Genomic DNA, 19,777 nt, shown 5'->3' on the forward strand with positions numbered 1-19,777 from the left:
GGGTGACGGACGCGTCGGAAGAATTTGCTCGCTCCTCAAACCCCCGACAGTGTGTTGGACGACCGGCAATCGCGAATCATCATCGGCATCGGCGAAGCCTTGTTTGATTGTTTCGAGGACCGCAGCGTGATGGGTGGGGCGCCGCTGAACGCTGCCTTGATCGCCCATGCGCTCGGGCCGACGTTTGGTCTCGGTGCCGCGATGGTGAGCCGCGTCGGCCGCGATGAGCTGGGCGATCGGCTGCTCGAGACGCTGCGGCAGCGCGACTTCGAGACGCGGTGGATCCAGCGTGACGATTCGGCTCCGACCGGTCGCGTGCTGGTCGAGATGGCTGACGGCGAGCCGCACTACGAGATCCTCGAGAACGTCGCCTGGGATCGGTTGGCCTGGAACGAAGAGCTCGCGAAACTCGCTCCCACGGTCGCCGGAATCACCTTCGGGACGCTCGCTCAGCGGTCCGAGGCGAGCGGCGAAACGATTCGTCAATTCCTCGAGTCGGCCACCGCAGCGGTGCGGATGTTCGATGTGAACCTGCGGCAGTCGTTTTACTCGCCCGACGTTCTCCGGCGGAGCTGCGAATTGGCCGACGCGGTCAAACTCAATGGAGACGAGCTGCAGGTGGTCGCCGAGCAGTTGGAGTTCGGCGGAGCCAACGAGCCGACGTCGGAGCTGGTGGAGCGTTTTCGGCAAGCGTTCGAATTGCGGGCCGTCGTGCTGACGCATGGCTCGCGGGGCACGGAGCTGGTCACCGCCGACGGTCGCTACACCGCTCCGGTCCCCCGGTTCCCGGCGGAAGAGGGTGCCGATCCGGTCGGTGCCGGTGACGCCTGCGGAGCGGCTTGCCTGCTCGGCCTCGTGCTCGATTGGCCGCCGCAGCGGATCGTCACCACCGCCAACCGCACCGGAGCCTACATCGCGAGTCGCCGCGGAGCGACGCCAAGAATCGATGCTCAAGCGGTGATGGAGTTGCTAACCGCCGGAGATTAGCCACCGCCACAAAACGGTCATCCCAGGAAGGTCGTGCTGTTTCTTAGCCCTGGGCTGAAGAAAATGATCTCGGAGGCCAGACGGTTCTGCGTGGCACTTCCCCGTCAGCCCGAAGGGCTCAAACAGAACAGCCCAGGGCACAGCGTCGCGGCGCAGCCGCACAGCGCCGCCCTGGGTATCGGAGCGCACCAGCGCGCGAAGCCCTGAAGGGGCGATCCAGGCTCGGACGCGTGGCGCGGAGGTGTGTTTCGCCCTTTCAGGGCTGTTGGGTGTGGGGGACACGCGTGACCCAGGGCGTCGCTCTGCGGCGTTGCCGCGGCGCTGTGCCCTGGGCTGGACTGTTTAGGCCCCTGCGGGGCAGGAAGACTTGAGCAGAATGCCACGCCGTCGCCAGCTGTAGCCGTTTTTATCCCTGTAACCTCTCCACTTCGCCGAAAACTGGGCATTTTCATCAGCCTACCCTAGTCCTCCCGGGAGGAGGGTGACATTTAGACTCGTCGTCGGCGGCGGCGGACGATGACCCAGACAAGCAGGGCTGGAAGGGCGGCGACCAGCAACCACGGGGCGACGGCGACCAGCACGACCAGCAGATTTTCGCTGACGATCCGCAGCAGCTCGAGCGAGCCATTCCAAGCTCGGGTCACCCGCGAGGCGAATGTGGGAGCGGCCGGCGGCGTGTACTCCTGCTCTTCGCGGCAGTCGATGGTGATCGTGGCCAAGCTCGTGCGATCGGACAGGTACCGCAATCGGCCTTCCATCCGCTCGATCTCCTCGCGGACCCGCGACAGCTCCCGCTCGATCTCCAGCACGTCGGTCAACTTGCCGGTCCGCTCCTCGAGCATGGTCAGGATCCGCTGCTCCAGCTCGCGTTTGTTGCCGATCCGCGCTTCGATGTCCACGAACTCCTCGGTCACGTCCTGGGCATTTTCCCGCCGCGATTCGGCGAACCCGAGCGAGGTCACGCCGGTAAGGAATTCGCTGTAGGCGTCGACCGGGACGCGGACGGTCCAGGTCCCGCTTTGGCGATCGCGAAACCGGCGGTTCGTCTCACTGTGGGCGACGAAGCCGCCGTACTCTTCGACCAGACGCACGATCTGCGTTTCGAAGTCTTGATAATCCTCGACGACCAGGCTGAGTCTCGTGTCGTAGATGATCCGCCGGGCCTGCTGGGCCGCCGCGGCGCTGTCGCTGCCGTCGGTCGCCCCTTCGCTTTGGCTGGCCGCCTCGCCTGGGGCCGCGGAATCGGCGGCGGACTGGGTGTCGCGTTCGAATCCCACTCGCGACGCACTCTCCTGCTCTGCTCCGCAGCCGAGCAGACTGACGCCGAGCAAACTGACAACCCACAGGCTCGCGAGCAGAGCGGGTGAAAAGAGCGGGCGGAGCATGGTGGGTTCGAAAAACGCGGAAGAAGAGCACCCATTGTGGCTGCCATTGTACTCCCCGCCGCGGATCGATGGCGATCGCACTCCCGCGAGCCGGCGGGAGATTTCTCGGCCAGAGAAGCCAGTCATCTGGTAGAATAAAACCCCCGCAAAAACGTCCCGCCTGCCTTCGGGCGATCCTCCTTCCACTCCGCTTCCCCCGAAGCTTCAGACTCTTGTTTGCAACACCCTGGCAGACCACTGTGCGGCCGAGAAACCGACACCCAAGCGCCCTTCGCCCGACGCTTGCCGCTAGTTTCTCTGGGCTCATCCATTTCTTCGGAGCGGCAGCCTCGCTGTTTTTCCTTGCCGCTCCCCTCGCAACGGCGGAGGACGCGTCTCGCCAGCCGCCGCCCGAGAAGGGTGCGGAGGTCGATTTTGCTCGCGAGGTGCTGCCGATCCTGTCGAACCACTGCTTCGCCTGTCACGGCCCGGATGAAGGAACGCGGGAAGCGGGGCTGCGGCTCGACACGCCCGAAGGAGCGTACGAGGATCTCGGCGGTTACCAGGCGGTCGTCCCCCACGCCCCGCAGGAAAGCGCGGTGGTCGAACGGATCACGACCTCCGACACCGACATGCTGATGCCGCCTGCGGACAGCAACCTGGCGCTGACCCCCGAGCAGATCGACGTCCTGCAGCGGTGGATCGCCTCGGGGGCAAACTACGACCAGCACTGGGCGTTTCAGCCGATCCGGCGGCCCACGGTGCCGCGGGAGGAGTTGGGCGAACGGGCCGCTTGGGTTCGCCAGCCGATCGACGCGTTCGTCCTCCGGAGACTTCGCCAGGAGGGACTCGAGCCCGCGCCCGAAGCGGATCGCTCGACGCAGATCCGCCGCGTCTATCTCGATCTGCTGGGACTGCCGCCAAGTGTCGAAGCGGTCGAGGCCTTCCTCGGCGACCGGTCTCCGGGTGCGTACCAGCGAATGCTCGACCGGGCGTTCGCCAATCCCCACTACGGCGAACGCTGGGGGCGGCACTGGTTGGACGGAGCCCGCTACGCCGACACCAATGGCTACACGGTCGACTCGGAGCGATCGATCTGGCCCTACCGCGATTGGGTGATCGACGCGATCAACGCCGATCAGCCCTTTGACCAGTTCACGATCGAGCAACTCGCCGGCGACCTGCTCCCCGACGCCACCGAGGCTCAGCGGGTGGCCACCGGGTTCCATCGCAACACGCTGGTCAACCAGGAAGGGGGCTCGGATCGCGAGCAGTTTCGCAATGAAGCGGTGGTCGATCGCACGAACACGACCGGCGCCGTGTGGCTCGGCCTGACCGTCGGCTGCGCCCAGTGCCACACGCACAAGTTCGATCCGCTGACGCATCACGAGTACTACCAGCTGTTCGCGTTCTTCAACAGCAGTCGCGATGCCAACAGCACCACTCCGGCGCTGCGTCTCGAGTCGCCCGAGCAGAAGCAACGGCTGAGCGAGCTCGACCGCGAAATCGCCGCGGCGAAGAAAGCCGGAGACGCGGCGGAGCAGAAGAAGCTGGAGGAGGCGAAGAAGCGGTTCGTCAAGCAGATCCCCACGACGATGGTGATGGAGGAGTTGGAAACGCCGCGGGAGACGTTCGTGCATATCCGCGGCGACTTCCTCCGCCACGGCGACCGGGTCGAGCCCGACGTACCGGCGGTGCTCCCGCCGCTACCCGAGAGCGATGCTCCGGCGACGCGCCTCGACTTGGCCCGCTGGCTGGTCGATGGCGAGAATCCGCTCACCGCTCGCGTCACGGCCAACCGAATCTGGATGCGGCTGTTCGGAACCGGGCTGGTCGAAACTGAGAACGACTTCGGTCTGCAGGGGACGCCGCCGACGCATCCCGAGTTGCTCGACTGGCTCGCTCTGGAACTGATCGACGGCGATTGGTCGATCAAGCGTCTGCAGCGAACGATCCTCAGCTCCGCCACCTACCGCCAATCCTCGCGCGTCGATCGCCGAACCAAACTGGCCGATCCGCTGAACAAACTCCTCGGCCGCCAGGTGCGGATCCGCGTCGAGGCGGAGACGGTCCGCGACATCGCGGTGGCGGCCAGCGGGCTGCTCGACCGTCGCCTCGGCGGCAAGAGCGTCCATCCGCCCCAGCCGAGCGGCGTGTACGCGTTCACGCAGCGGGGCGCGTCGTGGCCGACCAGCAGCGGCGGCGATCGCTACCGCCGCGGGATGTACACGTTCTTCATGCGGAGCGCTCCCTACCCGATGCTGACGACCTTCGATACGCCGCGGTTCAATACGACCTGCACCCGCCGGGTCCGCAGCAACACGCCGCTGCAGTCGCTGACGATGGCCAACAGCGAAGCGATGCTCGAAACCGCCCGCGGTTTGGCCGCGCGGCTCCTTCGCTACGAAGCGAATGACGCAGCGCGGATCGAATTCGCCTTCCAGCTCTGCTTCGCCCGCTCGCCGAGCCCCGAGGAGGCAGCTCGGCTGCTCCGCTTCCTCCGCGACGAACGGGCCAGCTTCGCCGCGGACCCGGAGAGTGCTCAAGCGTTCGTCGGCCAAACGGCTGCCGTCCCCGATGACGGAACGGCCGAATCCAAAAACGCCGCAGCGGCGGAGGTGGCCGCTTGGACGGCGCTGGCCCGCGTCCTGCTGAATCTCGACGAATTCATCACCCGCGAATGATTGGTATCTGTAAGTGATGTCGGACTCCCACGACCCCCACAGCCGCGATCTGCTGCGTCACACGACCCGCCGCCAACTGTTCCAGCAGTGTGGAGTCGGGCTCGGCGCGATGGCGCTCGGCTCGCTCCTCGGAACGAATCGCGGACAGGCCGCTTCGCTCCCCGCGCAGCCCATGGCGCCGCGGCCGGGGCATTACGCGCCGCGAGCCAAGGCGGTGATCTTCCTGTTCATGGCCGGCGGACCAAGCCAGCTCGATCTGTTCAACGACAAACCGGTGCTCCGCAAGTACCACGGCGAGCCGACACCGGAGAGCTACACCGAGGGCAAGAGGTTCGCCTTCCTCAAAGGGAACGAGACGCTGCTCGGCAGCCCGCAGAAGTTCGCCCGCTACGGCCAGTGCGGCCAGGAGCTGAGCGATCTATTGCCGCACCATCGCAAAATCGTTGACGAAGTCTGCTGGATGCACGGGCTGAGCACCGATGTGTTCAACCATGGCCCGGCGAAGCTGTTCGTCAACACCGGATCGCCGCAGCCGGGGCGTCCGAGCATGGGCTCATGGGCGACCTACGGGCTGGGGAGCGAAGCGGAAGATCTGCCGGGGTTCGTCGTGCTGCAGTCGGGTCCACGGGGGCCGCGCGGCGGATCGGCGCTCTGGTCCAGCGGCTTTCTGCCGACGAGCCACCAAGGCGTTCCCTTCCTCAGCGGGCCCGAGCCGATCCTCGATTTGAACAGCCCGACAGGACGCGATCGAGCGGCCGAACAGCGGTTCGTCGACGCGGTCACGGAGCTGAACCGGATGCGGCTCAGCGCGGTGGGAGACCCCGAAATCACGACCCGCATCGCCGCCTACGAGATGGCGTATCAGATGCAATCGAGCGCTCCGGAACTGATGGACATCGCTCAGGAATCGCAGCAGACGCTGGACCTCTACGGAGCGGTTCCCGGCAAACCCTCGTACGCTAACAACTGCTTGCTCGCCCGGCGGCTGGTCGAGCGCGGCGTGCGGTTCATCCAGCTCTATCACACCAATTGGGATCACCACGGCGGCCCCACCGAGAACCTCGAAAAGCATTTGCCGGAGATCTGCAAAGAGGTCGACCAGGCTTCGGCGGCCCTCGTGCTGGATCTCAAACAGCGGGGGTTACTGGACGAAACGATCGTCGTCTGGGGAGGCGAATTCGGACGGACGCCGATGGGAGAAATCCGCGAGAGCACCGGGCGAGACCATCACATCGATGCCTACTCGATGTGGGCTGCTGGCGGTGGTTTCAAACGTGGTTACATCCACGGCCAGACCGACGATCTGGGATTTGGAACCACCGCCGGAGCCAAGCACGTTCACGATCTGCAGGCGACGCTACTGCACCTGCTCGGGCTCGACCATGAACGGCTGACCTATCGGTTTCAGGGCCGGGAATTCCGTCTGACGGATGTCCACGGCCGAATCCTCCACGATTTGATCAGCTGAGCCGTAGGCGCTAGCCTCGGGCCTCGCAGCCCATTGTTTCCGCTGCAGAACCCGCGGCTAGCGCCGTCGGCTCATGGTCTTCGAGAACCGCCTAGTGCGTCGCGACACATAGTCGCCTTTCGCTCCGCGAAAGTTGCGCATTTACGCTGCTTTCGCGGAGCGAAAGGCGACTCTTGGAGAGAAGGCTTTAGTGCGTTGCGACGCCGTGGCGTCGGCTGATGTAGACGACGATCAGTAGCGCCACCACGCCCCCGATGATCGAACCGATCCAGTTGCTGGGCTGGACGGGCGAACCACCAAAGAAGAGGTAGGCCAAGAAACCTCCCACGAACGAGCCAACCACGCCCAGGGCCATGGTGGCGAGCAGGCCGATCGATTGCCGCCCCGGAACGAGCAGACGAGCGATGGCACCGATGATCAGGCCGAACACGGCCCAGCCGATGAGGGTCAGCAGCATGTCCATAAGTGGATCTCGCGAAAGAGTGTGGATGGGTCGGAGCTAGCGCGGCGGGTGGTTGCCTCCGGCCGCGTCGCTGCATATTTGCAAGCATCGTGCCAATTCGCTTCCTCAGCCGGGGGGCGATAGCCACTGTCGGAAAACCCCCACGACACCCTCCCCCCGAGAGGGTAATGGTGAAAATCAGTTTTCTGACCGAACGCTACCGCGCGGCGGCTGACTGCAACAACTGCGGCAGGCGGACGTGCAGCGGATCGCTGGTCGAGAGGCTCCAGAAGGTGACTTCGGCGGCGTGGCAGCCCGCGGCGAGCTCTCCGCGGTGGCGAGCGAATTCCTCGCGGTAGGCCGCCGCGATGCCGCGGGAATCGGCGGTCAGCGCGAGCTGATCCTCCAAACCGACGAATTCCGTGGTCTCGCTGAAGGGAAACTCCGCTTCGGCCGGATCGGTGACTTGGATCGCGAGCACCTCGGCGGCTAACTGGCGAATCCCGCGAATCGTCTTCAGCAGCGACTCGGCATCGTCGAACAGATCGCTGAGAATCACCACCAATCCGCGGCTCGGCAGCGACTGGGCGGCGGCAGCCAGCTGCGAAGCGATCCGCACGTTCGGCTCCAATTCGATGGCGTCCATCGCGGTCGCCATCGCGAGCAGATGTCCCGGCCCGCTGCCGGCGGGCAACCGAGGAGTGACCGCTGCGCCAACGCTGGTCAGCGAAGCACGGTCGTGGTTTTCGGCAGCGACGAAGGCGAGCGAAGCGGCGATTCGCAGGGCGCAGACCAGCTTGTTGCTCGCCGCCGCTTCACTGGCAAAGCCCATGCTTCCGCTCGCGTCGACCAAAAAATGGCAGTCGAGCGTCGTCTCGTCCTCGCGGCGGCGGAGGTAGAACTTGTTCGTCCGGGCGTAGACTTTCCAGTCGACCTGCCGCAGATCGTCTCCGGTCGTGTAGGGCCGATACTCGGAGAATTCGATCGCACGGCCGCTGCGGGGATTGCGGTGGGCTCCGCTCCAGGCTCCCTCGGCCGCGCGTCTGGCAGCGAGCCGCAGCCCCCGCAGTCGCTCAAGAGTGCGGGGTTCGAAATACTTTTTCCAGACCTCGTCCATCATCCCATGTCCTTTCCAGCTGGCGGACGTGGGCGATCACCCGGGCGACGATCTCGTCGACGGTCACCCCTTCGGCGCCGGCAGCAAAATTGGTGCGGATCCGATGCCGCAAGACAGGCAACGCGACCGCCTCGATATCGCGGCGTTCGACCACGTACCGCCCGTCGAGCGCGGCGCGGGCCTTCCCCCCGAGCGCCAGAAACTGCCCGGCTCGTGGTCCCGCTCCCCAAGCCACGTAGCGACCGATCTCCTCGGGCGTCCCAGCGATCTCGGGCCGGGTGGAGCGGACCAGAGCGACGGCAAAACGTGCGACCGGCTCGGCCAGCGGCACCCGCCGCACGACCGCCGCCAGATCGAGCAACTCCGCTCCGTCGGTCACATGGCTCAGCTCGCTCGCGACGCTCCGCGTGGTCTCCATCACCACCCGCAGCTCCTCCTCCTCGTCGGGATAGTCGACGCGGATGTCGAACATGAACCGATCGAGCTGGGCTTCGGGAAGCGGATACGTCCCCTCCTGCTCGATCGGGTTCTGCGTCGCTAGCACAAAGAACGGCCGCGGCAGGCGGTGCTTCTGACCGGCCGCCGTGACCTGCCCCTCCTGCATCGCTTCGAGCAACGCGGCCTGCGTCTTGGGAGGCGTCCGGTTGATCTCGTCAGCGAGCACGATGTTGGCAAACACCGGCCCGGGAATGAAGCGGAACTCGCGGCCCCCGGTGCGGCGGTCCTCCTGCAGGACTTCGGTCCCGGTGATGTCCGAAGGCATCAGGTCGGGCGTGAACTGAATGCGGTGGAAGTCGAGCCGTAGCGTCTCCGCCAAGCTCTGCACGAGCAACGTCTTGGCCAGCCCCGGAACGCCGACCAGCAAGCAGTGACCGCCGGCGACCAGTGCCGTCAGGACTTGGTCGATCACCTCCCGCTGACCCACGATCCGCTTGGCCAACTGGTCCGACAGTTCGCGGTAGACCTCCGCCAACCGAGCGAGCTTGTCGACATCCCCCCCAGCTAAACCTTCACCAGCCAACCCCTCACCGGCCGCAGCGGCTGCGGAAGCGGTGGGCGGTTGCGGGCGGGAACGACCAGCGGAATCGAGCGGCCCAGCGGGTTCCAAAGGCTCGGCTGGTTCGCGATCAGGGTGCGACGGATGTGGGACGTTCATGGTGAACCAGTGTAAGCGATCCGGCCGACGAACGCGGAGAGCGTGTCGGCCGAAGCCATGACCAGCACCCCGCCGGCGGCCGCCAAGTGCCCGCCCCGCAGTCCGGCGGCCCGCAGATCGATGCGGCGAAGCGGGCGAACGAGCGGGGCGAGCCGATCGGTAGGCGGAGCGAGCCGATTGGTAGGCGGGGCGAGCCGATCGGCAGGCGGAGCCAGCCCCGCGTCAAACACCCAGATCGCGTCGGCCGTCGGCCAGTAGACTTCGCGCCCGGCCAGCAGCGCTCGCCCGGTCCGCCGCGGCCGGGGCAAACCGCCCCTTGGCTGCCGCGAAACACCGGCAGGCCAGGAAGCCAGCCGGCGACCACTCTCTCGGGCAATCCAGTGAAGCGAATCGCCTCCGGCCAGGACCGCTCCATCGACCTGTCCGAGAATCTGATCGACGTCGTCGGCTTCGCCCGGAGGGAGCGCCCAGAGCAAGCGCCCGTCGAGCGGATCGACCGCGAACAGCGAATCGCAGTCGGCCGCCGAGACGATCGCCAGCGGACCGAGGACCGCCGTGCCACTCAACTGAATCCGCTCGCTCCGCCGCCGCCGCGGATAGCCTCCCGAAAGAAGCTCGCCGCGCGGGTAACGCATCACCCAGCGGAGGGCGCCCGATTCGGAGTCGATCCCCGCCACCGCTCCGCTGTCGCCGTGATAGTAGACGATCCCTTCGCGGTAGCTGACCAGACACTGGCCGATGCGGTTCCGTGGCTCGGAGACGATCGGGCGAGCCGAACCGATGATCGGAGTGCGATACAACGGCTCGCCGCTGGCCACGTCGATGCAGAGGACCGAGGAGGTCAAGGTGGCGTCATCCCGCTCGGCCACGCCGACAAACATCCGCCGTCCCACGACGAGCGGAGCTCCCTCGAACTCAAAATTCGTGGATTCGGCCCCCCCGGGAGCTGCCTGTCCGCCAGCTGCAGCCACCTCGGCGGCTCGCAACGGATAGCCGTCGACGAGTTGACCCTCCCGCTCGAGATCGACCAACACCACTTGGGATTGGGGCTGGCGTGGCCGAGCGACCGCCAGCCAGCCCGATTCCGGTGGCCCGAACCGACCGGCCACCCGTCCCTCGGCCGCCGAGAGCGTAAAGCGGGGCTCCCCGTCGAGCGGCAGCTGTGCAGCCCGGACCGCTGCGTCGACGCCCTCGGTGTCCCGGAAAATCGGCGAGGCCGCGACTTCGAATGCTTCCGATGGCTCGGCCGCGGCGGAGGGCTGCTCAGCAGGGAGAGCAGCCGACGGAACTGCCGCCGCCGGCCAGGAGCGTCCACTCGCGAGGTCATATGCATGGATCGCGTTGCGGCTCGGCAGCAGGACGAGACTCCGGTGGATGATCGGTAGCGCCGTCGCCGGGAGATTGGCCAAGTCGCCGATCGGGGGTTCCGTGGGAAGCAGGCGACGCTCAAGCACCGCTGCTGCCCGTTGCTCAGCCTCTTCCTCTCCGATCCGCCGCGTCCACGTGGGCAGCATCGGCACATCGACGAGCGGTTCGCTCTGGTAGACGCGGGTCGCGTCGCCGCCGACGGTCGGCCACTGCTGGCCCAGCGGATCGCTGGCACGTGGGGACACCGCGGCAGGGGCTTCGAGCAGCCGCTCGAGGGCATCGACCAGCGGCAAGCGGGCGCCGCCGAGCACGACTGGCTCCTCCGGAAACCACTCGCCGACGAGTGCAGCCAAACGTTCCGCCGTCTGTCGCTCGCCAGCCCGCAGATAGGCGTCGACTAGCCGCAAGCCGATCTCCGGGTGCGGGAGGTCCGAACCGTGATAGCATCCGAGCGGCCAGCCGCCGGGCTGCTCCACCCGCTCGCCGACCACGGCGGCGTGAGCTTCGAGATCCGCTTCGGCGATCCGCGGCAGCCACATCTCCCATCCCACGGCCGCCACTTCGGAGGCTCGCTCGCCGGTGTCGCAGGCTTGCCAGCGAGCATCGATCCGCCGCAGCGCTCCGATCGCTGTCCAGTTCCAGCCTCGCTCGAGCGCCAGGTCGGCGACCAGCAGCAACGCTTCGTCGCCGTAACTGGTGGCGAAAATCGCATCGGCTGTCCGTGTTGCCTGTTCGAGGCTACGAGAGCTACGAGCCGCGTCGAGCCGCGTCCGCGCCGCCGCATCGGTCCGCTCGCGGTACCGGGCCAACACGGCCGGATGCGACTGGCCCCAGCGGAGCAGCCGGTCTTGGAGGAACAGCTGGAGCGGGACGTACCGGACGAACTCCGCCTCCAACTCTTCAGCAGGCTCGGTCGCCACCATCCGCCCCTCGGCCTCGTCGATCGTCCGCACGACGAGCGGCACGACCTCGTCGACGGCATCGGCTGCGATCAGCTGGTCGATCTGTTCGAGCGCCAGCCGCTGGGCCGCAGTCAGCGACGCGACTTCTGCTGGCGGTTCCGCCGCGGCGGCCCGGGGAGTAAGCAACAGCAGGAGATACAGGATCACCGCAGCGAGGATCAGCAACGTCAGCAGCCCCACGACGCCCAGTCCGTTCCGCCCTTCTTGCTCTTCGACAGTCGAGCGAAAGGGACCGCTCACCTGATACGGATTGGCCGTCTCACGGGGCCGCTCCTGCGGCGTGGCGAAAACATCTCCGGGGACTCCGGCCGCGCGCTCGTCGGCTGGCCCCTCCGGCTCCGCGACGCTTTCACCCTCGATCGCGAGAGCTTCCTCCCGCGGCATCGCACAGCTCCAGCAGACGTCGAACGCCGGCTCGTTGATCTCGTCGCACCGCGGGCACCGCCACCGCCCGGCCGTGGCTCGCTGCCGCTCGTCCTCGAGCAGCACCTGCTCCGCCGCCGCCACGTCGTCGACTGCCACTTGGACTTTGACTCCTCCGAGGGCGACGCCGACGTAACTCAGGCTCCGCCCGGTCTCCGCCCCTTGCACAAACGCGCGGATTCCGGCGGCCTCGAGCCGATCGCGGAGCATCTCGGCCTCCCAAACCGGACCGCAGCGACGGATCGTGACCAATTGCTCGCCGGACATGTGGTGTTTTGCCCTATCTGGAGTTCCCAATCGTGCTCGTACAAGGCCATTGCATCAGCCACCGGGCGCTAGCCCCCGGTTCTCGAGCTATTTATCAGCCGCCGGGCGCTAGCCCCCGGTTCTCGAAAACGCCGCAAGAACCGGACGCTAGCGCGTGGCGGCTGATGATTTTCCCGGACTCGCAGCTAGCACAACTCTAACCGCAGCGCATCGAGTACGAGTACGAGTACCGCTGCGCTGAGTACGAGTACGAGTACGATTGAGGGGAAAGGCTGCGCACGGCCTACGTGGCGTACAGCTGGTAGAGCATGAAGTACACGATCACTCCGGTCACTGAGACGTACAGCCAGATTGGGAAAGCGAACCGGACGACGCGGCGGTGAGCGGCGCGGCGGTCTTTGAAGCCCAACACGGCGGCCCAGATCGCCAGCACCGGGACGGTCATCGCCAACGGAATGTGCGTGGCCAGCACCGCCAGGTAGACGCCGCGGGCGGTCGCCGAGGCGATCGCCGGGTCGCGGGGGAACGGCTTGTTGTACGAGCCGGTCGTCTCGAACAGCGCGACCTTGTGCAGCAAATACAGCCCCAAGAACACGGAGCTGACAACCAGTGCGGCGAGCATCAGATTGCGATGCGCGGCGATGCGGCCTTGGCGAATCTTGCTCAAGCCGACGAGGAGCAGCACGGTCGCTACGGCGTTGAGCGAAGCGGTGGCATGCGGAAGGTTGGCCGCCAACCATTCCATCAAGAGGTCCCCTTGCCGCGGGCAAGCATCTTGCGAATCTCCGCTTTCAGCTCCTCGAACTCGCGATCCTCACGCCACGAGTAGTAGCCCGAGATCTCGCCGCTCTCGTCGACCAGGATCAGCTTCTCGGTGTGAAATTTCTCTTCGGCGGCGACTTCGAAAACTTCCGCACCGACGCGGCGGATGTAGGTCAAGTCGCCAGTCAAAAACAGCCACTGGTCCTCATCCGCCTTAAACCGCTTGGCGTACTCGCGGAGCGTCTCCGGGGTGTCGGTTTCGGGGTCGACCGAGATCCCGACAAACCGCACTCCCTGATCCTCGAACTCCGTTTGCAGCTGCTGGATCTTCTGGTTCTGCATCACGCAGATGCTCGGGCAGGTGCTGAAGAAGAAGCTCGCCACGTAGGGCTGGCCCTGGAGCGACTCGCTCGAGACCTGCTCGCCGCTCCGCTCGGTCAACGTGAAACTGGTCAGCCACTCGCTCTCGCCGGTCGCTGGGGAATCGCTCGCCGACGCCGGCGCGTCCCCGTCAGTCGCCTCCCCGTCAGTCGCCTCCCCGTCCGCCGTATCGAATGCAGCCGCGTCGACCGCGACCACGCGTTCCAAAGCTTCCCCTTCGGCAACCGCCTGATCGGAAGTCGGCAGCGGCGTTTGGAAAAACCGCATCCCGAGGCCGATCGCCAGCCCGACCGCGAGAATGATCACGACGTTGAGTGCTGTTCGCATCAGACCACCAAGTCCGCTTTTCGGCTGCCCCGCATCAAGTACGCGGCGAGTAGGAAAGTGACGACCAGGAATCCTACGCTCACCGCCCACGCAAGGGTCGGTGTGGGAGCCCAACCACGGCTGGCAAAATCGACCGCCGGGTAGAGCAGCCGCCGCATTTCGGCCAGCGTGTAGCTGAGCGGATTGAGCCGCATCACCCAGCTCAGCGCGACCTGGCCGATCGTCGCCTCGGGCCCGAGGGCGGGGATCGGAAAGAAGGCGCCGCTGAGCAGCCACATCGGCATCAGCCCAAGCATCATCACGGCGTGGAATCCTTGGGTGCTGTCCATCGGCCAAGCGACGATCATCCCCAGAGCGCACATCGAGAGGGCCAGAATCGCCAGCAACCCGAGCAGCGGAAGGAACGTCCAAGCCGGCTCGATCGTCCCGAACGCGTAGGCCAAAGCGAGAAACACGATCGCTTGAACCCAAGCGATCGCGGCTCCACCGAGAATCTTGCCGAGCAGAATCGGCCAGCGTCCCACCGGAGCGACCAGCACCGCTTGCATGAATCCTTCGCGGCGGTCCTCGATCACCGAGATGGTCGCAAAAATCGCGGTGAACAGCACGATCAGCGCCACGGTGCCCGGCAGGAAGTACTCGAGAAAGCCTTGCTCCCCTGCCCCTTCGAACGAGCCGCGGAGGCCGGTTCCAAAGAGAACCCAGAACAGCAGCGGCTGGATGACCGCTGAAACGACGCGGTTCTTCTGGCGAAAGAAGCGGACCCACTCGCGGCGGGCGAGCATCCAGGCGGCGGCGAATCCGCTGGGGCGATCGGGGCTCGCCGCTCGGGTCTCCGGGACCGCTGCGGCGGCCGAGGGCGAAAGGGCCTCGGGGCGGAGTGCGGGTTCGCTCATGTCAGCATTTTCTGCGGTGGTGCTCATCAGTGAGCCTCTGTCGTTTCGGCTTCGGCTGCCCAGAACCGGTGACCGGTCTTGGCGATGAATACGTCCTCCAGGCTCGGTCGGCCGACGCTGATCGTCGTGGCCGCCTCGCCCAGCCGTTCGGCCAGGGCCGGGACGAGGGCCGCGGGCGACTCGCTGCGGATCCGCACTTGCTGCTGGACCCGCTGCACGTCGGCCAGCCCCAGTTCGTCGCGGACGATCCGCTCGGTCTCGCCCGGATTGTCGCTGACGACGGTCACCAGCCCCGCACCGAGCTCGCCACGCAGCTGCTCCGGCGTCCCGGTCGAGATCACCTTGCCACCAGAAAGGATCGCAATCGCGTCGGCTTTGTCGGCTTCCTCGAGCAGGTGCGTGGTCAGCAGCACGGTCATCCCGCTCTGCGCCATCTCGGTCAGCGACTCCCACAGATCGAGCCGGGCCGCCGGATCGAGCCCGGTGCTCGGCTCGTCGAGCAGCAACACCTGCGGGCGGTGGAGCATCCCTTTGGCCAATTCGACGCGGCGCTTCATCCCGCCCGAGAGCGTCTGACAGAGGTCGCCGCGGCGATCCACCAACCCGACCGCTCGCAGCACCTCGTCGCGACGCTGGCGAAGCGCTTCGCCGCGGAGCCCGTACAAGGCAGCCTGGCAGGCGATGTTCTCGTCGACCGTCAGCTTCTTGTCCAAGCTCGGGGCCTGGAAGACGATCCCGATCCGCCTCCGAACCTCCAGCGGATCGCCGCTTACGTCCGCTCCCGCGACCACGATCCGCCCGCTCTGCAGCGGCATCAAGGTCGAGATCAGCCGGAACAGCGTCGTCTTGCCACTGCCGTTGGGTCCGAGCAGCGCGAAGATCCGGCCGGCGGGAATCTCCAGATCGATCCCAGCCAGCGCCTCGCGCGAACCGTATCGATGGGAGACGTCGGAAATCAGAATCGAAGGGTCGTGCGTCACGAAGGAATCACCCGAGAGGGGCAGTATCGGCGGGATAGGCGGGACGGCTCAGGCGGGACAGTTACCCTCCCCCCGGGAGGGTCGGCCTCTCAGGGCCGGGGAGGGCCTGCGAGAGCTTCGGTGCGCGGCCACGATCAGCAGTTGATGCGGATGAAACTCTAAACCAGCGCGGTGAGGACCAGGACGATCATCGCGGCGGGAAGTTGCACCAGCGAAGCCCGCAACAGGCGCCGCGCGGTGATGTCATCGGGCTGGCGAGCAAACTGGCAGGAAGTGACCAGGAACTTCGCGGTCACAGCGACCATCGCCACCGCGGCGATCCAGCCCCACACGCTCGGCCCCCAAGTCACCGGCACGACCAGCGCCACGAGCGTCAGCATCAGCAGCGCCGAGCCCCACACGGCTTGGCGTCCAGAGCTCCGCCCACTCGGGTCGACCACCGACGTCATCCGCAGCCCGGCCGCTCCGTAGTCGTACCGGTACATCCAGGCAATCGCCATGAAGTGCGGGTACTGCCACCACAGCAAGACGCCGAACAGCAACCACCCGTGGACGTCGCCGAGCGAGCCGCCCGCCGCAGTATAACCCATCAGCATCGGCAATGCTCCAGCGATCGCCCCGACGGTCGTGTTCCAGGGAGTCCGGGTCTTCAGCGGCGTGTAGACGGCGACATACAGAAGCCATGTCGCCACTCCCAAGGCCGCGGGAATCGCTCCCACGGTCAGGCTCAGATAGGCGGTGCCGACGACGATCAGCGCCATTCCGTACAGAGTGGCCAGCGTGCGGCCCATCCGCTCGTCCGGGAGCGGGCGAAACCGCGTCCGCGCCATGCTCCCGTCGAGCTGCTTTTCCAAAACCTGGTTCAGCACTCCGGCGCTGCCGGCAACCAACGCCGTCCCCAGGATCAAATGCAGGAGCGGCAGGAACTGCAGATCGCGACCGGCCGCAACGACCGCGGCCATCGTCGTCACGATCAGGATCATCGTCACGATCCGGGGCTTCGTCAGCTCCAGCAAGTCCGCCGCCCAGTGACTTCGGGCCGAGACCGTTTCCGCCGCCGCTTCGACCGGCTTTACTGCCAGTTGAACGGGCTTCACCGCATGCGCCGCCGCGGGGTGAGGTGTGGTGACGGTGGATGTGACGACGCTAGCCATGCATTCTTTCCTCAGCGAGCGATTCTGCGGTCGATCGAGTACCAGTGCGTCTTCGCTCATATCATTACCCGTTTGATTCCCGCCGCCGACTCGATCGGCCCGTGGCGGAACCGCCGCAAAACGCGGAGCCAGAGCATTACGCTGCAGGCAATCAGTAGCGATCCGATCGCGACGTGCCCGGTCACGATCAGCGACTCGGCAAACCCCTTGGACTGGATGACATACCGGGCCGCCCATGGCCAGCGATCGCTGCCAAAGGGAAATCCATAGTTGACCACCCACGTCGAGAGCCCCAGTCCAATCTGCAACGCCACCAATCCTATCAACCCTCGGGCCGGTCGCGACAGCGCTAAATCGTCGCACCGCCCGAGCCGAACGCCGACAGCGACGCTGACCAGGGCAACTATTCCGGCTGTGGCCACGTGGGTCGTCACAATGTGGCTGAATCCCACCGGAGACGTCGTCGCCTGGACATGCCGCAACTGAGCCCCGAGCAGCAACTGCAGATAACAGAGCACCGCCAGCACCCCGACCGCCCACACCATCCCCCGTCCAACAGAATTGCGTCCGACAGAATTGCGCCCCACAGAATTGCGGCCCCTCGCCGCCGCTTCGCCCGGCTCGCCTTCCCCGACTCGCCACCACCACCGCGAGGTGACGACGGCCAGCGTCGTGCAGAGGGCGAAAAACGCGGGGCCGAGACAACCGTGCAGCATCGCCAAAGTCCGCTGATCCAGCACGACCCGCAGCCCGCCCAGCACTCCTTGGGCAATCACCGCCACCAACGTCGCGGCCGTCAACCCGATGATCCACCGTCGCGGCTCGGTGCGAATCGCGACCAACAGCGTGTAGATCGTCAGCAGCCCGACGAGCGAGGCGAGCAACCGGTGACCGTGCTCGATGAACAGATCAAACGGTCCGGAGAGCCAAGTCCCGATCGGATACAGAAACATGTTGTACCCGTACGTTCCCGGCCAATCCGGGACCGCCATCCCCGCGTCGTAGGTCGTCACCAAACCGCCGATCCAAATCAGCGGCCAGACCAAACAAACGAGCAGCACCGCACAGCGGTGGAGCCACTGGCTAGGAGTGGACGAGAGCTCGCGATCGGTGGGAGAAAGAGTCGCACTCATGATCTGCTCAATGCCCATTCCTGCGTCGCGCGATTCGCTCGCCGGTCATCCCGCCGAGCACCGCTCCCGCGGCACCGAACAGAGCCCCGGGAATCATCCCGCCGAAACCGAGCGCGAACATCAGCCCCAGACCGAGCACCAGCCCGATCACCGCAAAGATCGATCGGTACGCGTCTTCGCTCATCGCTTCGCTCCACTCTCAAAAACCACGGCCGCGACTTCGCCCCGCGCCACGGCGTCGCGAGCCCCGTCGTCGCGAGCCACGTCGTCGCGAGCCACGTCGTCGCGATCGTCGAGCGAGAGAACGTAGTCGACCAGCTGCCAAATCTGCGTGCTGGTCAGCCCCGTCGCGGACTCCTCTTCCACCAGGTTGATCGCCGGCATGGGAGTGCCGTCGATGCCATGCAAAATTCTCAGATAGATTTCTTCCGGCGAACTGCCGCCGCGAAAACCGCCGAGCGTCAGGCGGCGAGCCGGTAACGGCCGCGGAGGAAGCGCTCCGGCGTCGAAAAATGGTTCGAGCTTCTCGCGATCCCGTGGATCCAGCCCCAGCTGCGTCGTCCACTCCTTGGTCCAGTCGTCGTAGTCGGCCAGCGGCCCCCCCCCTGCCCCGTCGACTCCATGACAGCTCGAGCAGTTGGCGATTTGGCCGTGGAACAGTTCGCGTCCCAGGGCGATCGACTTCGGCGGCGTGCTGCGAGTCAGCCGTTCCTCCGCATCGGGCTGCGGCGGGATCGTCGGAACTTGCTCGTCGGCGGTCGCCCACTCGGTGGCGATTTCCCGGATCTCGCCGGCGATCCACTCCGCCTGTTCGGCGTAGGCTGCGGCGGCCGAGTCGTGGTCCGCCGGCCGGATCAGGCGGTCGCCCAGTTCCGCAGAACTTCCCTCGCCCGAGTCGCTCGCGTAGTCAAATTCGGTGGCCGCGGCCAGCAGCAACCGCCGCTCCAGCTCGCCGCGGATCGACAGATAGACGACGTAATCGAGCAGCCCTTCGAGATCGTCCCGGTGTTCGTCTTCCACCAGAAGCTCGAACGCTGGCATTCCGGTCCCGGGCAACCCGTGGACGATCGTGTCGGCCAGATCCTCCCGCGTCGGTTTCGCACCACGCGGAGTCGACTTGTACTTGAAGACGCCGGCTCGGTAGTCGCGGGGGTAGGGATTCTGGAACAGGGCCGCTGGTCCGCGACCATCGCCGCTGATCCCGTGGCAAGCGGAACAGTGCTCGCGGTACAGCCCGACGTGAGCCCCATCGCGGTCGCTCGAAACGGCTCCGGCCGCCCGGACGAGTCGCTCGGGATCGATCAGGCCAGCCAGCGACGGGTCTTCGGCGATCGTTGCCGGCAACCGCGGAGCGTCGGGCGTGCCGAACAGATCGACGAGAATCGCCTGGACGTCGCTCTCGGCCGCGGCCAGAGGCTGATCGAATTCCTGCTCGAGTTGGGCAGCGAACACCGCGTTGGGCTCAAACGCCACCGGCCCGCGACCACACCCGCTGAGCAATAGCACGCACCCGCCGAGGAGCAGCAGAGCGCAAGCCGAGGTTGAGCGATGCAGGCTGAGGCACCTCACCGCATCGCGAGAGGTGGGAGCATTCCGGGAGCGCGACATAGGGCGGCAGGGGGAAGCTGGAAAGAAAAGCGTCCTTACCAACAGAACCCAGCAGCCAGCGGCAACGCAACGCCCAATCACCGCGCCATAATGCCGCATCCCGGGGTTTGCGCGCGGCCAGGCGGCGAGAGCAAGTCGACGGTGAAGGAGAGGAACGAGAACTCACCTTCACACTCCCGCTTGCGGGAGGGTCGGGCTCTTAGGCCCGGGGAGGGTCTCCCATCCGACGTTTTCCCGCTCCATTCGCGAACCCCACGCCGCAGCCCATTGGCCCTCCCCGCTCGTTCCTCGCGACCCT

16 protein-coding genes are annotated in these 19,777 nt (G+C 66.2%); 3 read left to right on the plus strand and 13 right to left on the minus strand.

Translation table 11 applies throughout. The features are described from left to right. Positions 1 to 24 precede the first annotated feature (24 nt). The gene (locus GNK13_RS12890; protein ID WP_164102940.1) at positions 25 to 987 is read left to right on the plus strand and encodes a PfkB family carbohydrate kinase; all 963 of its coding nucleotides are present in this window, start codon (positions 25 to 27) and stop codon (positions 985 to 987) included. A 488-nt stretch (positions 988 to 1,475) separates the two neighbouring features. Here the strand turns inward: GNK13_RS12890 and GNK13_RS12895 are convergent, their stop codons facing one another. Next, positions 1,476 to 2,372, minus strand: a complete 897-nt coding sequence (locus tag GNK13_RS12895) for a DUF4349 domain-containing protein (RefSeq protein WP_164102941.1) — start codon at positions 2,370 to 2,372, stop codon at positions 1,476 to 1,478. 239 nt (positions 2,373 to 2,611) lie between these two features. Between GNK13_RS12895 and GNK13_RS12900 the strand changes: the two genes are divergently transcribed. Both GNK13_RS12900 and GNK13_RS12905 read left to right on the plus strand, forming a co-directional pair. Beyond that, positions 2,612 to 5,035 (plus strand): PSD1 and planctomycete cytochrome C domain-containing protein, encoded by a 2,424-nt coding sequence (locus GNK13_RS12900; protein ID WP_164102942.1) that lies wholly within the window; start codon positions 2,612 to 2,614, stop codon positions 5,033 to 5,035. A 16-nt stretch (positions 5,036 to 5,051) separates the two neighbouring features. After that, the gene (locus tag GNK13_RS12905; protein ID WP_164102943.1) at positions 5,052 to 6,503 is read left to right on the plus strand and encodes a DUF1501 domain-containing protein; all 1,452 of its coding nucleotides are present in this window, start codon (positions 5,052 to 5,054) and stop codon (positions 6,501 to 6,503) included. A 187-nt stretch (positions 6,504 to 6,690) separates the two neighbouring features. Here the strand turns inward: GNK13_RS12905 and GNK13_RS12910 are convergent, their stop codons facing one another. From GNK13_RS12910 to GNK13_RS12960, 12 genes are all read right to left on the minus strand, one after another. Then, entirely contained in the window at positions 6,691 to 6,966 is a 276-nt protein-coding gene (locus tag GNK13_RS12910) for a GlsB/YeaQ/YmgE family stress response membrane protein (protein ID WP_235935109.1), read from the minus strand. Between the two features lie 196 nt (positions 6,967 to 7,162). Beyond that, on the minus strand, positions 7,163 to 8,065 hold the full coding sequence (locus GNK13_RS12915) for a DUF58 domain-containing protein (protein ID WP_203545362.1): 903 nt from the start codon (positions 8,063 to 8,065) through the stop codon (positions 7,163 to 7,165). Continuing rightward, positions 8,019 to 9,218, minus strand: coding sequence for an AAA family ATPase (locus tag GNK13_RS12920; protein ID WP_164102946.1), 1,200 nt, complete (start codon positions 9,216 to 9,218; stop codon positions 8,019 to 8,021). Before GNK13_RS12920 ends, GNK13_RS12915 begins: the two co-directional genes overlap by 47 nt. Further along, a complete protein-coding gene (locus tag GNK13_RS12925) occupies positions 9,215 to 12,238 on the minus strand; it encodes an outer membrane protein assembly factor BamB family protein (RefSeq protein ID WP_164102947.1) in 3,024 nt (1,007 codons plus the stop codon). The genes GNK13_RS12920 and GNK13_RS12925 overlap by 4 nt, the downstream gene beginning before the upstream one ends. A 283-nt stretch (positions 12,239 to 12,521) precedes the next feature. Further along, positions 12,522 to 12,983: a DUF420 domain-containing protein gene (locus tag GNK13_RS12930; RefSeq protein ID WP_315852987.1), complete on the minus strand. Its 462-nt coding sequence runs from the start codon at positions 12,981 to 12,983 to the stop codon at positions 12,522 to 12,524. Then, positions 12,983 to 13,708 (minus strand): SCO family protein, encoded by a 726-nt coding sequence (locus GNK13_RS12935; RefSeq protein ID WP_164102949.1) that lies wholly within the window; start codon positions 13,706 to 13,708, stop codon positions 12,983 to 12,985. Before GNK13_RS12935 ends, GNK13_RS12930 begins: the two co-directional genes overlap by 1 nt. After that, positions 13,708 to 14,631, minus strand: a complete 924-nt coding sequence (locus GNK13_RS12940) for an ABC transporter permease (protein ID WP_235935111.1) — start codon at positions 14,629 to 14,631, stop codon at positions 13,708 to 13,710. Before GNK13_RS12940 ends, GNK13_RS12935 begins: the two co-directional genes overlap by 1 nt. Then, positions 14,631 to 15,584, minus strand: a complete 954-nt coding sequence (locus tag GNK13_RS12945) for an ABC transporter ATP-binding protein (protein WP_235935112.1) — start codon at positions 15,582 to 15,584, stop codon at positions 14,631 to 14,633. Before GNK13_RS12945 ends, GNK13_RS12940 begins: the two co-directional genes overlap by 1 nt. 158 nt (positions 15,585 to 15,742) lie before the next feature. Further along, positions 15,743 to 16,798, minus strand: a complete 1,056-nt coding sequence (cyoE, locus tag GNK13_RS12950) for a heme o synthase (RefSeq protein WP_164102951.1) — start codon at positions 16,796 to 16,798, stop codon at positions 15,743 to 15,745. Continuing rightward, the gene (locus GNK13_RS12955; RefSeq protein WP_164102952.1) at positions 16,795 to 17,871 is read right to left on the minus strand and encodes a COX15/CtaA family protein; all 1,077 of its coding nucleotides are present in this window, start codon (positions 17,869 to 17,871) and stop codon (positions 16,795 to 16,797) included. Before GNK13_RS12955 ends, cyoE begins: the two co-directional genes overlap by 4 nt. Positions 17,872 to 17,878: 7 nt before the next feature. Continuing rightward, entirely contained in the window at positions 17,879 to 18,055 is a 177-nt protein-coding gene (locus tag GNK13_RS21505) for a hypothetical protein (RefSeq protein WP_203329048.1), read from the minus strand. Beyond that, the gene (locus GNK13_RS12960; protein WP_164102953.1) at positions 18,052 to 19,323 is read right to left on the minus strand and encodes a cytochrome c; all 1,272 of its coding nucleotides are present in this window, start codon (positions 19,321 to 19,323) and stop codon (positions 18,052 to 18,054) included. The genes GNK13_RS21505 and GNK13_RS12960 overlap by 4 nt, the downstream gene beginning before the upstream one ends. Positions 19,324 to 19,777: the final 454 nt, after the last annotated feature.

Source organism: Candidatus Laterigemmans baculatus, assembly GCF_010367455.1.
GTDB classification, from domain to species: domain Bacteria; phylum Planctomycetota; class Planctomycetia; order Pirellulales; family Pirellulaceae; genus Laterigemmans; species Laterigemmans baculatus.